The 15,465-nt window shown below is 36.3% G+C and carries 11 protein-coding genes and 2 pseudogenes; 9 read left to right on the top strand and 4 right to left on the bottom strand.

The window, feature by feature from the left end; translation table 11 throughout:
- Positions 1-375 precede the first annotated feature (375 nt).
- Together MJY40_RS10225 and MJY40_RS10220 are read right to left on the bottom strand one after the other, a co-directional pair.
- On the bottom strand, positions 376-1,344 hold the full coding sequence (locus MJY40_RS10225) for a dipeptidase (protein ID WP_317854146.1): 969 nt from the start codon (positions 1,342-1,344) through the stop codon (positions 376-378).
- Positions 1,345-1,373: 29 nt separating this feature from the next.
- Positions 1,374-2,591 (bottom strand): DUF819 family protein, encoded by a 1,218-nt coding sequence (locus tag MJY40_RS10220; RefSeq protein WP_317854145.1) that lies wholly within the window; start codon positions 2,589-2,591, stop codon positions 1,374-1,376.
- A 528-nt stretch (positions 2,592-3,119) separates the two neighbouring features.
- Between MJY40_RS10220 and MJY40_RS10215 the strand changes: the two are divergent.
- From MJY40_RS10215 to plsX, 8 genes and pseudogenes are all read left to right on the top strand, one after another.
- Positions 3,120-3,419 (top strand): annotated as a pseudogene (locus MJY40_RS10215) (stage IV sporulation protein A); the annotation flags it as partial.
- A 619-nt stretch (positions 3,420-4,038) separates the two neighbouring features.
- Positions 4,039-5,163, top strand: coding sequence for a GGDEF domain-containing protein (locus tag MJY40_RS10210; RefSeq protein ID WP_317854144.1), 1,125 nt, complete (start codon positions 4,039-4,041; stop codon positions 5,161-5,163).
- A gap of 5 nt (positions 5,164-5,168) precedes the next feature.
- Entirely contained in the window at positions 5,169-6,773 is a 1,605-nt protein-coding gene (locus tag MJY40_RS10205) for an ABC transporter substrate-binding protein (protein WP_317854143.1), read from the top strand.
- A gap of 44 nt (positions 6,774-6,817) precedes the next feature.
- Positions 6,818-7,630 (top strand): EAL domain-containing protein, encoded by an 813-nt coding sequence (locus tag MJY40_RS10200; protein ID WP_317854142.1) that lies wholly within the window; start codon positions 6,818-6,820, stop codon positions 7,628-7,630.
- A 126-nt stretch (positions 7,631-7,756) separates the two neighbouring features.
- A pseudogene (locus tag MJY40_RS15485) lies at positions 7,757-8,098 on the top strand (DUF6870 family protein).
- A gap of 55 nt (positions 8,099-8,153) precedes the next feature.
- Positions 8,154-8,402, top strand: coding sequence for a hypothetical protein (locus MJY40_RS10190; RefSeq protein WP_317854140.1), 249 nt, complete (start codon positions 8,154-8,156; stop codon positions 8,400-8,402).
- Between the two features lie 183 nt (positions 8,403-8,585).
- Complete coding sequence (gene spoIVA / locus MJY40_RS10185) at positions 8,586-10,064, top strand: stage IV sporulation protein A (protein WP_317854139.1); 1,479 nt, start codon at positions 8,586-8,588, stop codon at positions 10,062-10,064.
- Between the two features lie 288 nt (positions 10,065-10,352).
- Complete coding sequence (gene plsX / locus MJY40_RS10180; RefSeq protein ID WP_317854138.1) at positions 10,353-11,357, top strand: phosphate acyltransferase PlsX; 1,005 nt, start codon at positions 10,353-10,355, stop codon at positions 11,355-11,357.
- Between the two features lie 179 nt (positions 11,358-11,536).
- Here plsX and MJY40_RS10175 read toward each other — a convergent pair whose 3' ends face one another.
- Complete coding sequence (locus MJY40_RS10175; protein WP_317854137.1) at positions 11,537-12,115, bottom strand: DJ-1/PfpI family protein; 579 nt, start codon at positions 12,113-12,115, stop codon at positions 11,537-11,539.
- A 394-nt stretch (positions 12,116-12,509) separates the two neighbouring features.
- Between MJY40_RS10175 and MJY40_RS10170 the strand changes: the two genes are divergently transcribed.
- A complete protein-coding gene (locus tag MJY40_RS10170; protein ID WP_317854136.1) occupies positions 12,510-13,262 on the top strand; it encodes an MBL fold metallo-hydrolase in 753 nt (250 codons plus the stop codon).
- A 258-nt stretch (positions 13,263-13,520) separates the two neighbouring features.
- Here MJY40_RS10170 and MJY40_RS10165 read toward each other — a convergent pair whose 3' ends face one another.
- Positions 13,521-15,461: an NAD(+) synthase gene (locus MJY40_RS10165; protein WP_317854135.1), complete on the bottom strand. Its 1,941-nt coding sequence runs from the start codon at positions 15,459-15,461 to the stop codon at positions 13,521-13,523.
- Positions 15,462-15,465 lie beyond the last annotated feature (4 nt).

Raw genomic sequence — 15,465 nt, 5'->3', positions numbered from 1 at the left:
TCGCTTGCAAGGGATTCTTAAGGGGTCGCAGCCTCCTTAAGACGTGCTCCACGCTTCGGAAGTAGTGGTGGATTTTGTTACTTTTCTCCAGTGAAAAGTAAGGTTTGAATGTTCTAAAACTTGAAGGAATTCCTATCTAAAATTAATTCCATATACGCAAATGGGTGACGAAACGTCACCCCTACAAAACACATTGCATTGTGGTGTTATCTATTTATTGACAAGTATTCATTATTTCTACTACAGGTTATAAGTATAGTGCATAGAACAAGTATTACAAATAGATTTAAGCATTTAAAAAGACTTGACACCATATAGATGCCAAGCCTGATATTGTTTTGCCATTGCCGATTGAGCGACAGGGGTATCAATCCATCAACCAATGACTCGTTCAATCAAATGTAACCAATTCTTTTCTGCAATTTGCAAGATTTCTGCATCACTAAAACCGACTTCTTTTAATTTTTCCAAGAATACAGGTGTTTTAGAGCAATCTTCCAAACCAATGATATATGGATTGTCAGCAGAAACGAAACTGGATAAAGAATCGTTGGATAAGAATTCACAGAAATCAAATCCAAATCCAAGATGTTCCACACCAATTTTTTCTGCAATATACGCTGCATGTTTCGCAAATTGATCCAGTGTTTGTTCTTTTGGATCATCATGAAGAAATTCAACGAAAGAATTCAAACCAATCAAACCTTTTGTATCACGAATTGCAAATAGTTGGTCATCTGTCAAGTTTCTTGCTACATTGGCAAGCGCTTTTGCATTGGAATGGGAAGCCAAAATTGGAGTTTGTGCAACCTTTATTACATCCCAGAAAGATTTTTCATTGAGATGGGATACATCCAAAATCATTTTCTTTTCTTGGATAATGGAAATTGCTTCTTTTCCAAGGTCAGTCAAACCACGTGTTTTATCACCTTTGGCACCTGTTGCAAAGGCATTTTGTTCATTCCAAGTGAGCATTACTTCACGAATACCAAAGTCATGGAGTTGATACAATTGTTCAACATTGGAACCGAGACCAGAAAGTCCTTCCATACCAGCCAATATATAAAACTTGTCAGCAGTTTTTGCGGCTTCAATTTCTTTCAAATTGCGAACCAGAACAGCACCTTTGCATTCAGCTAATTCATCTGATGCACATTGGAGCAATTGTTCCAAACGTGCAGGTGGATTTTCTGTATAAGGTGGATCAATCCAGAAAACGAAACATCCTCCAGTAAAACCACCTTTTTTCAGACGTTCTAAGTGATGTTTTTGCAACACTTGTGTTTCGCCTTGTAATCGTTTGATTGTCACATCGGTAAAGATGTCACAGTGTCCATCGAACATAGGGTATCCTCTTTTCTAAATAATTGTCATTATGCACCAAGGAATACACCGATGGAAATACCAGCATATGTACCGATTACGTAACCCAATGTACCAATCAACATAACAGGACCAACGAGTTTCACCCAACCTTGGGAAATAGCCATAGCAGCAGCTGTTGTAGGTCCACCAATATTTGCATTGGATGCAAGAATGATTTCTTCCATATCGAATTTGAGCAATTTACCAAATCCAAAGCTGAAGAGCATGTTAACAGCAACCATGATGAAGCAGAATACGAACAACATTGGTGCGTTTTGCAAAATCAAGCTGATGGAAGCTGGAACACCAATTACGAACAAGAACAAGTAAATCAAGAAAGTACCCAATTCTTGAGAACCAGAAACTTTTGCAACTTGTTTGGAACCAAATGTTGCAACCAACATAGCGATTGTAGTCATAAGCAAGTATTTGTTACCCAATACACCATTGATGAACGTTGTTGCTGTGTTTGTTGCAGGAATTGCAGCTGTAATTAAACCAGAAAGCTCTGTAGAAAGAGAAACAATGATGGTACTGATTGCGAAATTGAAAGCGATATCTCTCAAAGAGATTGGTTTTCTATCCCAGTAAGCAGCAGCTTGTGTTTTTGCGTTTTCATCTGCACCTTTTGCTTCTACTTCTGCAACATGAGGATGTTTGAACCATCTACGGAACAAAGCACTAGATGGAATTGCAATCAAAACGAAGAAATAACAAGCCATCAACATATTGTCCGCTACAGTTGTTGCGGAAAGTGTTTCACCAGAAACTTCAAATGCAGCAGATACAGTTGCAAGGTTAACACCACCACCGATATAGGAACCTGTCATCATAGCAGCAACACCAGCTGGTTCTGGAATGGAACCTTTCAATAATGTGTATGCCAACATAGCAGAAGTAGCAGTACCAATTGCACCAATCAAGTAGATGATCAACATACGACCAGAATCTTTCCAGATTTTTCTAATGTCACATTGCAACAAAAGCAATGGAATTGCCAATGGAACCACGTAACCCCAAATAATATCATCAAACCAAACAGCACTGGTAGGTATGATGTTGAGATTTGTGAGCACCAAAGCTCCAATCAAAGCGATGATTGCACCTGAAAGTTTGGATGCCCAAGCCCATGTTTGTTCAGCGTAGATAGAGAATGCTACCCATCCACATGTGATAGCCATAAGAGCCCATGTGTTATCTGCGCTAATGAATGTAGTACTTTCCATAATAATTCCTCCTTTAAAATATAATAAAATGAAAGTTGGTATGTGGTTCTACATAATGAATGTCATTTCCAAAAACTCAAAGTAACTATTTTACGAATGATTTTCGGTATACTGCAAAAACCTCCGCCACAAAATAGAAACTTGAGTTTTCAGAGATGTCCATAAACGTAAAGTATTATCTGGTTGGAAATCATCAATATATTGAACGCACAACAACATACTAGCATACATTGGAAAGTCTGTTAATCCATGAGAAAAGGACATTTGCACCCAGTGGAAAAGAAGGATTTTGCAAAATAATTGGTGATATTAACCATAAAACATGTGATTTTAATGGTATTTTAAGGGTTATCGGTGATAAAATCTACTATATAATTAGGAATAATTATTTACATTTATTTTTCATAAAATAAAATAATTTATATTATTTTGAAATTTTGATGAAACTGCAATTTTGTACATAAGATTGGCTTTTTCTTCATATGTATAGTTGTATGGAAATAGTTTGCTATTGGAGGAGGTTTGCATATGGAACAATTTGATATGTATCAGGATATTGCAGAACGTACTGGTGGTGATTTTTATTTGGGGATAGTTGGACCTGTTCGCACAGGGAAATCTATGTTCATCAAACGCTTCATGGATTTGATGGTATTGCCCAATATGACCAATGTACATATGAAAGAACGTGCAAAGGATGAATTGCCACAATCGGCATCAGGTAAAACCATTATGACCACAGAACCCAAATTTGTACCAAATGAAGCAGTGGAGATTATGCTTGGAGTACATACTCATATGCGTGTTTGGATGATTGATGATTGTGTAATAGGACTAAATTGAAAAATGGCTTAGATATTAGGTTTTAGTTTTGAATCAATAAAAATTCATATAGTATTCAGTAGAGATTATTTTGTATTTCAAAAGGAATATAGGATAAATCTCTTTTTTTCTGTCTAATATATGATGGTGTTTTCAAAGAAGGATCTGCTTGCTACTTTTGGTATTTTGTTTAATTGGGAATTTGAAACTTGTGAATAATCTGAAATTTTGGAGTGCTATTGCTATTGTATTTGACATTTTTTACAATAAATGTAATTTTTAACAGAAATATTCAATAATTATTTTGTTTTATATTGCAAAAAAATATCGTTTCGTGATAAAATATATGTTGAAATATAACAAATGCAGAGAAAAAATTTTGTATCAATGTGCAGGTGATTATATAGAAAAATAGCTGAATTTTTCTGTCAGTCTACTGGTAGACGTAGATTTGCAATGGCTTAAGAAATAGGACATTGAGAAATTTGAGAGATTTAGAGTTATGGCAGTCATTCGAGAAAAGCGAATAATTGCATGAAAATGGAGTTAAATAAACAAAATACACGAATTGGATTGGAAAAAGAATGCCATTCATATTGGATACAAAACAAGGAGGTATAGCATTGTGACGAATAACAAAAAAAATAAAACCACTTATGATAAACAACTGACGATTTGGTTGGTTCTTGGATTTCTATTGGTTACACTTTGTTTTTCTTGGTATTCTTTTTCTTCATGCGTAAATCAATTGGAAGCATCTTCTCAAGGTCATAGTTTGGTAGATTACCTGAATGCAAGTGTGCAACGTTTGGTAAAGCTTGAAATTATGGGCACTCAAGGTGATGAACTTGTATTCAATTTAGATAACACAATAGCGGAATTAAAGCCAGAAAATGGAAAAGCTTCTGAATATTTTGGCAATCATGACGAAATATTAAAAAGTATATCCAATGTTTCCTCTGACTGGGAAGTTGTTAAAATTGATTTGACTGACTATCGTGAAAATAGCGAGTCATCTGCTTTGATTGCATCCAGTGAACGATTATTTTACCACGCAGCAAATCTAACAAATCTAACTTCTGATTATATTAGCGAGTTATCTGTATCTATTTTGCGTATGCAAATGTTGATTATTCTGCAAATGATTGTGGTTGCATGTATCATAGGACATAGATTATTTTTCATCATTATGGAACTCAAACGCAATCGTGAATTGTCTGAATCCATGTTTATTGATGGTGCAACAGGTTTATATAATCGTTCTAAGTGTCATGAGATATTGCGTACTGCTATTGGTGGTGATTATTCACGAGCGATGATTGTATTTGATTTAAACGATTTAAAGAAAACCAATGATATCTATGGACATCGAGTGGGTGACGAGTTGATACATAGTTTTGCACAAATTATGAAAGATGGGACTAAGATTCATACACAAGATGTATTTGTAGGTAGATATGGTGGCGATGAATTTATGGTGTATTACCATAACTTAGAATTGAAAGATATACAGCTTTACTTGAAGGAAGTTGCTTTTTTGGCAGAAGCGTTTAACGAAAAAGAAACACGTTTTCAAATTTCTTATGCAGCTGGATATGCTGTATCTTCTATGCATGACAAAGATATCACATTGCGTGAATTGTTTGATATAGCCGACCAAGATATGTATCGCAACAAAGCGGAAATCAAAAAATTGCAATCAACGACAAAGCCATCGCCTGCGTATGGGATGCCAAAGGAAAGGTTGTGAGGTAGATGCGTAAATTGAATAAAAAGTGGCTGATGACTGCCTTTTCTTTTATAATGGTACTTTTTATAAGTAAGATTGCTGTTTCGAAATACTATGAGCAGCTGGATTATATTGATGGTAATGTTTTAAATCTTCCATATATCAATAATTGGAATGATGATGATTTATTGGACAATCCTTGGAAAAATTCGCAATTCCACAATGCTTTGATGTTTCGATCTTTGTTTTTGGCAGATAGCAAATTTCAAAATGTAGAGTATGATTTGGCACAAAGCTACAATATATCTTCTGATGGTTTGGAGTATTACATAACCCTGAAAGAGGATATACTTTGGTCTGATGGTGAACCTCTAACGGTAGATGATATTATGTTCAGTTTTCAATCTATACTGCAATCAAAAACTGCAAATGGATTGTATTTAACTGCATTTTCAAAGATAAAAGGATATGAAGAGTTCAAAGAAAATCCATTGAATGGATTATCAGGTTTGAAAGTAACAGGAGATAATTCTTTTGTAATAGAGTTGAGTGTGCCACATCCTACAATGATGCAGGTTTTGGCGCAGTTTGTAATATTACCAGAGCATGCACTCAAAGATGCAGATATTGAAAATATCGACCAAGATGAGTACTGGAAATCTCCAATAGTGAGTGGTATGTACAAAGTGAATGAAGTTGTATCATATGAAACGGTTCAACTGATTCGCAATGAATATTATGCAGGTGTATCTCCGAATATTGAGGAGGTTGTATTGCATATGAATTATAAATTTGCCAATTTAGATTATTATTCCACCAACAATATCACTGAAATCATCAACTATCGATCTATGCGGTATATGAATGAACATAAAGTGGATATATTGTTCTATCGCTACTTTGTATTTAATATGAATAGAATTGACGAATATGAAAATTCTGCAATGTTGGATATAAATGTAAGAAATGCGATTTCGATGGCAATTAATCGAGAAGAATTACTGTATATTAATTATCTGGATTCAGGCACAATCATAGAGTCAGGTGTCCCAACTTCGAATTCATCTTATAATGGACAGACCATTGTATATGACCCTGAAAAAGCGAAAGAATTGTTGGAACAATCAGATTATGATTTGTCGAGACCTTTGCAGTTGGCTTACTATTATACAGATAACACCACAAAAGCATTTATGGAAAACGTTGCAAAAAATTTAGAATCCATTGGTTTTGTAGTGGAATTGAATTTTATAAGCTCAACAACTGAACTATATGAAGACCGAGAATATGACCTACTATTAAAGGGATTATCTGCATTTGATGTGAGTGAGTGGTATATTGAATATACAGACAAAAATCCTAATTTATCTCGATTGTTGATTGAAAATTCTGACTTTAATGTTCTAGTAGAAGAACTGAGTACAACAGTTGATGAAACGAGAGAAGATGCTATTTTAAGAGAATTACAAGAATTGGAACATGAAAATATGTATAAACTACCATTATTTACCTTGGGTCAAGTGTTATATATTAACGAGGATCGTGTCAATTTACCAAACAACTGTTCATTTGGCAATACATGGTATAAATACGATGTTGATTTTGAAAACTGGAGCATAAAAAAAGAATAATGATATCATATTATTCGCCCATAATTACGAAAGGAAATGATATTATGAGTCTTCTTAGAAACAGCAATTTATTGGTATACAAGATAGATTCTTCTATAACGCCTGAAGAAGAAAATAAACGACTTGATATTATTAAATATGCTTTGGAAAATAAAAAAGTGATTCCGTATTATCAGGGACTTTTCAATAATAAAACAAATAAGATTGATAAATATGAAGCTCTAATGCGAATTATTGGTCCTGATGGCACAGTGTATTCCCCTGAATATTTTATGCCCATATCCAAAAAATACAAACTGTATCTGGACTTGAATTTGTGTATTTTTAATGCGGTATTGAACGATTTTAGTTTGATGGATTGCCCGGTTAGTGTAAACCTATCCCCGTATCTATTATTGTCCAAAAGTTTTTGTAAAACTGTATTTTCACAAATTCAATCATTTTATAAACCGAATAACTTGATTTTAGAGATTTTAGAAGATGAAAGTGCCATAGACATTGATGAACTGGCTCCATTTATAACAGAAGCTAGAAAACTTGGCGTAAAAATAGCCATAGATGATTTTGGTGCAGGCTATTCGAATCTATTGTCTGTAATTAAACTACAACCAGATTTTGTGAAGATAGATGGTAAAATCATAAAAGATGTACATACTTGTTTTGTAAATGAAGTTGTTGTTGAAACTGTTGCGCAAATGGGGCAAAAACTAAGTATCCCTCTTGTAGCTGAATATGTAGAGAATGATGATATTCAGAAAGTAGTTGAACGATACGGTATCATGTATTCACAAGGATATCATTTTTCAAAACCAAAACCATTTCAGGATGTAAAACAGAAAACAGGCATAAACAAATAAATCAAATTAAATAATTTTAAAGCAAAGCACTTCTTTGGAGGTGCTTTTTGTGTCTAAAATAAAAAATCAAAGAGAAAGGTACAAAATACATAGGTAAAGTGAATTGAAATAAAAGCCACATAGTGAATGAAGAATATTAAGAAAGGGAATATGACAGGACATATCAATTTGTTCTGTCATATTTTTTGTAAAAATCATATGTATGGAACAGGAGGTGCAAAATTTATGATGGATATGACAGAACTGAAAAATATGGATCCACGAACTGTAGATAGAAGCACTCTTGTGCAACGAAATATGGTTCAAATTGATGCCAATGCTACAAAGGAAGAACGTTTGGGTGAGTATATCAAATAAATCAAAAATCCATATTGTTATATGGATGGCAAAACAGTTGTAAAAATTAGCTTTGCCAATACAGATGTTACAATGGAAGATTGTATTGCCCATTATCTGAAGGGGGTATAATTTTTGACCATTGCAAACAGTAGGGTGCATTTTTTGCTGAATAGGAGGAATGACAATGCCAAATAAAGTGTATCAGGCAGTTATATATGCTCGTCTATCTGCTGAAAACAGTGGCAAAATTACCGAACGAGATGTCATTGCCAATCAGGTTGAGGTGTGCAAAGCATATATGCTGGAAAATCCACAATTGGATTTGATAGATGTATATGTGGACAATGGACAAACCAATAGAATAATGGAGGACGTGAATCGGGGGATTTTGGTCAGCTTAGGTCTATCCGATTGGGCGAAAAAAAGAAGATAACAAAAGTCAGTTGTTGCCTGTGTGACAGCTGATTTTTTGTATCATGATGGGTGTCTGCTTTGTCATCCTGAGCATAACGAAGGATCTTAGCCTTTGGCATACATAATCTACAATCTTTTCGCATACGTATAGTTGTATGGAAAAAAGGCAGAGAATACTTTTGCAATCGGAGGAGGTTTGTATATGGAACAATTTGATATGTATCAAGATATTGCGGAGCGGACAAATGGTGATTTTTATTTGGGAGTGGTGGGACCAGTGCGTACAGGTAAATCCACTTTCATCAAGCGTTTTATGGATTTGATGGTATTGCCCAATATGACCGATGGGCATATGAGAGAACGTGCAAAGGATGAGTTGCCACAGTCTGCATCTGGCAAAACCATTATGACCACAGAACCAAAGTTTGTGCCAAATGAAGCGGTGGAGATTATGCTTGGAGAACATACACATATGCGTGTGCGTATGATTGATTGTGTTGGTTATCTAGTCCCAGAAGCAGAAGGTCACATGGAAGGTCAAATGCCTAGGATGGTACACACACCTTGGTCAGAGCAACCAATGCCATTTTTGGAAGCAGCAGAAATGGGTACCAAAAAGGTGATTACAGACCACTCTACCATTGGCATTGTGGTGACAACAGATGGTTCAGTGACCGACATTCCAAGAGAAAGTTACATAGAAGCAGAAGCACGTGTTATACATGAATTGCAAGAAATGGGTAAGCCATTTGTGATTTTACTGAATACAGCATCGCCATATGGAGAATATACCATTGCCTATGCACAGTCTATGGAGGAAGAATATGGTGTGCCTGTTTTGCCTGTGAATGTGGCACAATTGAAGGCTGATGATGTGCGTGATATTTTGCAAAATGTGTTGTATCAGTTCCCAATGCGTGAAATTCGTTTCCAATTCCCTAGTTGGGTGGAATTGTTGGAAGATGACCATTGGTTGAAACAGGATTTGTTTGCATCATTACAAAATTTGATGATGGAAGTGGATTGCTTGTCAGATGTTCCAGAAGCCATTGCAACTCTTGGTGGTATGGAATTTTTACAAAAAGCATTTGTGGAGGATATGTCCCTTGGTGAAGGTGCTGCCAATGTGGCATTGACCATGAAAGATGGCTTATTCTATGAGATTTTAAGTGAAACAGTGGATATTCCCATTGAAAATGATTATGGTTTGATTTCCACAATTCGTATGCTTTCAGAAACCAAAAAGGAATACGATAAAATCAGTCATGCATTGGGCGATGTGAAGCGCAAAGGATATGGTGTGGTATCACCTATTTTTGAAGAAATTGAGTTGGAAAAGCCAGAAGTATTCAAACAAGGGAGTCGTTTTGGTATCAAATTGAAGGCAAAAGGGGAATCCATCCATCTCATCAAAGCAGATGTGGAAACAGAAGTGGCACCCATCATTGGCAATGAAGAACAATCCAAAGAATTTATTGATAATTTGCTGGCAGACTACGAAACAGACCCTGAAAAGATTTGGGATTTGAATATCTTTGGACGCACATTGCATTCTATGGTTTCTGATGGTATGCAAAATAAGATTTATCGTATGCCAGAAGATGCCCAGTTGAAATTGTCAGAAACATTGCAGAAAATTGTAAATGAAGGCAATGGCGGTTTGATTTGTATTATCTTGTGAAACGAATAAACGCCAGTGCCGACGCAATGGCGGTTTGATTTGTATTATCTTGTGAAACGAATAAACGCCAGTGCCGACGCAATGGCGGTTTGATTTGTACCATCTTGTAAGCTTACTATATTCTATTTTGCATTTGCACTGTCATTCTGAGGAGTGTTTCGCAGTGGCGAAGAATCTTATCTCTACATCACCTATTATTTCACCTATTTTCTTGCGTAGAACATAAGAAGGGTGTATACTAAAACAAGGTATACTTAACTTTAAAAATAAGGATAAATAGGTGATGATATGGAAAAGAGAATTTGTGTAGTTGTGGATGCAATGGGTGGCGACAATGCACCTGTGGAAATTGTCAAAGGTGCTGTGGATGCAGTCAATGAGCTGAATGTGAATGTAAAATTGGTTGGTCCAGAAGATGTAATCAATGCAGAACTTGCAAAATATACTTATAACAAAGAATACATTGAAGTGGTGAATGCAACAGAAGTCATCAGCACAGATGAGGTGCCAACTTCTGCAATTCGTAGAAAAAAAGATTCTTCTATGGTGGTTGGTTTGAAATTGGTGAAAGAAGGCAAAGGTGATGCTTTCGTTTCTGCTGGTAGCACAGGTGCAATTTTGGCTGGTGGTTTGTTGATTATTGGTAGAATCCCTGGTGTGGAAAGACCTGCACTTGGAACTTGCTTGCCAACAAAAACAGGCTTTACCTTCCTTTTGGATAGTGGTGCAAATGTGGATTGCAAACCCCAATATTTGGAACAATTTGCAAAAATGGGTACTGTGTATATGGAAAATGTATTCCACAAAACAAGTCCTTCTGTTGGTTTGGTGAACATTGGTGCAGAAAAAGAAAAGGGTAATGCACTGACCAAAGAAGCATATGAATTGTTGGAACAAACAGAAAATATCAACTTCATTGGCAATGTAGAACCTCGTGATATTCCATCAGGTGGTGTAGAAATCCTTGTGTGTGATGGCTTTATAGGCAATACCATTTTGAAATTGTCTGAAGGTATGGCAAAAACCATGATCCAAATCATCAAAGGTGAAATTACAAAAGGTGCTTATAAATTGGCGGCAGCATGTTTGAAAAAACCATTCCAAAATGTCAAAGGATTCTTGGATGCAGATGCAGTTGGTGGTGCACCATTCATTGGTTTGAAAGCATTGGTGGTAAAAGCGCATGGTAGCTCCAATGCCAGAGCCATCAAAAATGCAATTCGTCAATGTGTGTTGTTCACAGAAGAAGATATTGTTGGAAAGATTCAAGAAAATATCCAACCAGAAAAATAAAATTGAAGAAGTTAGAAGAATATTTATATTTAGCACACGGTATGAAATTATGCAATTGTAGGGCATTGTGGCTTTGCCTCAAGAGGTTCTACTCTTGCTATCATACCACACAGCAAATAAATATTTTACGAAACAAAAAAAGCCAGCTCATATGAGTTGGCTTTCTCTTTATGTATCAATTAGATTTCGATTTTAGCACCCATCAATTTAACGAATTCAGCAACAATTGCGGAATCTCCAGGCCATGCAGGGGATGTAACCAAGTTGCCATCCACAACAGCAGCATCCACAGCAGCTTCTACATATTCGCCACCAGCCAATGTGATATCAGGACCACAAGCAGGATAGCAAGTTGCTTTTTTGCCAGCCAATACGTTACAAGCTGTCAAAATTTGAGGACCATGGCAGATTGCAGCAACTGGTTTGTTTGCAGCAAAGAATTCTTGTACAATTTCAATGACTCTTGGATACAATCTCAAATATTCAGGAGAACGTCCACCAGTAATGAAAAGACCTTCGTATGTAGAAACGTCAACAGCGTCGAAATCAGCTGTCAAAGCGAAGTTGTGACCTCTTTTTTCGGAGTATGTTTGTTCACCTTCAAAATCGTGAATTGCTGTACGGATGATGTCACCAGCTTTTTTTTCTGGACAAACAGCATCTACTTGGTAACCCAACATTTGCATTGCTTGGAAAGGTACCATTGTTTCGTAATCTTCTGTAAAATCTCCAGCCAACATAAGAACTTTTTTAGCCATAATCATTTTCCTCCTCATAAATCGTAAAGTTGTAAGTCTATCGACTTTGTGAATGGTGTATGAATTTATCTAACGTTCAAATATAGTATACTGCTATGTGCAATAAAAATCAAGAAAGAATTGCATGTTTTTGTTCATTATATATGGCATATGGGACAAAAAGTGTCCAAAAGCAGAAAAATTACTTGTGCAAATCCCATAAAAAACAACCTTATATCCTAATATATGAGTTTGTGATTTTATGGAATGTGCTGAAGGTGGATTTTGACTATATGAAAACTTTACGAAAAAAGGATAGAAATTTTGTTAAATATGTGATAAGTTAAAATAAAGAAAAACGTGGATAATTTGGCACATTAGAGAAGAAAAGTGACCAAAAAGGATGGAGTATAGGATGGAAGATAAAAATTTTGCAATTTTGTTGTCCAATGCAGGAATCATTGTGGTGCACAATGGTATTCGTATTTTAATAGATGGGTTGTATAAAGATTTGGGTGGGAATTTCAGCCAGTTGCCAGATTGGGCTTGGAATACCATGCAACAAGGAAAAGGTGAACTTGGAAATATAGACTATTTGTTGTTTACCCATTCTCATTATGACCATTATTATGCACCTTATGTAAATCAGTATTTAGAGAAAAATCAAGTAAAAGGTGTTTTATTTCCACCAGTGGATGATACAAAAGGTTTGGAAGAACAAGTCCAAATGTATGAAGATAAAAAAATCACATTGGATGCAGCAGGTTGTGCTACGTTGGAATCAGATATTACTTTGCGGATTATGACCACAAGACATGTGGATGAACGTTTTCATCATGTGCCAAATCAATGTATTTCCTTGGAAATTGGTGGTCAAAAACTTGCTTTTTTGGCAGATGCAGACTGCTATGAATCGGATTTTCAAGCAGCAAAGGATTTTGTTGCAGACATTGTATTTGTAACACCTATTTTTTACAACAATGCAGTGGGTAGACGCATTTTACGTGAACAAATACATGCCAAAACCATTGTTATGTACCATTTGCCATCACCAGAAGACGATAGATTTATGTATCATAAAATGGCAGTCCAAGGAGCAAAGCGTCATGCATTGCCAGATGAAGAAACCCTCATTTGGAATGAATCAGGTCAAAGAATTGCATTTTGAAGATATGATGGGAAGAAATAGAAAGGTGAAGGTAATAGGCAGATTATTTATATTTGACGAATATGTGATATAAAACGGGCGACCACTGGGCGCACCTACAAAAACCAAAACCATAATGATGTACTTGTAGGGGCGTTCCTATGTGAGCACCCGTAATGAACAGCCACTACACAAAATAAACATTTGCCAAAGATAAAATAAATGTACAAAAGGAGTGGTATTGCAACCACTTCTTTTTCTATGCAGATATGCAATTGATTACAACTTTTCTACTTCATCCATCCAAACACGATTGGAAGCATCGGTAGGCATTCTCCAATCACCACGAGGAGATAAGCACAAAGCACCTACTTTTGGACCATCGGGCAAGCAAGAACGTTTGAATTGTTGCGCAAAGAATCTGCGATAGAAATTCTTCAACCATTTCAACAATGTTTCACGATCATATGCACCAGCAAATGCGATTTCTGCTAGGAATAAAATCTTTGTAGGTGAAAAACCGAAACGAATGACTTGGAATAAGAAGAAGTCATGCAATTCATAAGGGCCTACAAGGTCTTCTGTTTTTTGATTGATATTGCCATTTTCATCAGGTGGCAACAATTCAGGGCTGACAGGTGTGTCCAAAACATCCAACAAAACTTCAGATGCTTCAGCACCCAATGTGTTTTTGGAAGCAACCCAATTCACCAATACACGCACCAAGGTTTTTGGTACACCACCATTGACACCATACATAGACATATGGTCACCATTGTAAGTAGCCCAACCCAATGCAAGTTCAGATAAATCACCTGTACCGACAACCAAACCACCTGTTTTATTTGCCAAATCCATCAAAATTTGAGTACGTTCACGTGCTTGCGTGTTTTCATATGTCACATCATGAATGCTTGAATCGTGTTCAATATCTGCAAAGTGTTGCATTGCAGCAGCGCTGATGGAAATTTCTTTCATGGTGACACCAAGGGTTTTCATCAACGTCAAAGCGTTTTGATAGGTTCTATCTGTGGTACCAAATCCAGGCATTGTTACAGCAAGAATATGATCTCTGGAAACACCCAAGTAATCACAAGCCTGCACTGCTACCAACAAAGCCAATGTGGAATCCAAACCACCAGAAATACCAATGACCAAAGTTTTGGAATGTGTGTGTTCAAATCTTCTAGCCAAACCAGTTGCTTGAATCATGAAAATGCTTTGACAACGTTCATCCAAGGTTTTTGCATCTTCTGGAATGAAAGGTTTTGCAGAAAGTGGACGTTTGAATCCAATCATTTCTTCATTACCCATTTGGAATTTGATTTCTCTATAATATCTTTGACCAGAAACATCAGACAGTTGTGTGGAGAAAGTGGTGTGTTTTCTACGTTCTGTTGCCAACAATTCCAAATCCACATGGGCTGAAATTACTTGGTTTTCACGTGAGAAGGAATCAGATTCCCCAAGGAATACACCATTTTCGTAAAGCACACTATGACCACTATAGACGGTGTCTTGTGTGGATTCGCCAATGCCAGCAGAAGCATATACATAGGAAGCGATACAACGTGAAGATTGTTGAGCCACTAATTTGTGACGATAATCACCTTTGGCAACCAATTCATTGCTGGCAGAAGGATTGAGCAATACCGTTGCACCATACAAACTCAAGTAAGAACTTGGTGGAATAGGTCCCCAAAGGTCTTCACAAATTTCAACACCAACTTTCAAATAAGGTACATTTTCTGCATCAAAAATCAAATCAGCACCAATGGGAACCAATTGACCAGCATATGTCATTTCTTCGGAAATCAAATCGTGTGCACAAGAGAACCAGCGTTCTTCGTAAAATTCACTGTAATTTGGCAAAAGGGTTTTTGGTACAATACCCAATAATTTACCTTTATGCAACATAACACCACAATTGAAGGTTTGGTTATCCAACAAAATAGGAGCACCCAATAAAATGAGCATATCCAAATCTTTGGTTTCTTCTGCGATGGTTGCAATGCTTTGTTCAGCTGCCAAAATCAAAGGGTTTTGGAAGAATAAATCAGCACAAGTGTATCCTGTAACACAAAGTTCAGGGAAAGTCAATATTTTCACACCATCTGCCTGAGCAGAAGCGACACAATTCAAAATTTCTTCTTGGTTATATGGACAGTCTGCTACACGCAAACGAGGAACAGCTGCTGCCACTTTGATATAATGATGCATGGAT

Origin of the sequence: Chakrabartyella piscis (assembly GCA_030067835.1) — a bacterium.
Lineage (GTDB): Bacteria > Bacillota > Clostridia > Lachnospirales > Anaerotignaceae > Chakrabartyella > Chakrabartyella piscis.
This window is presented reverse-complemented; position numbering and strand designations above follow the sequence as displayed.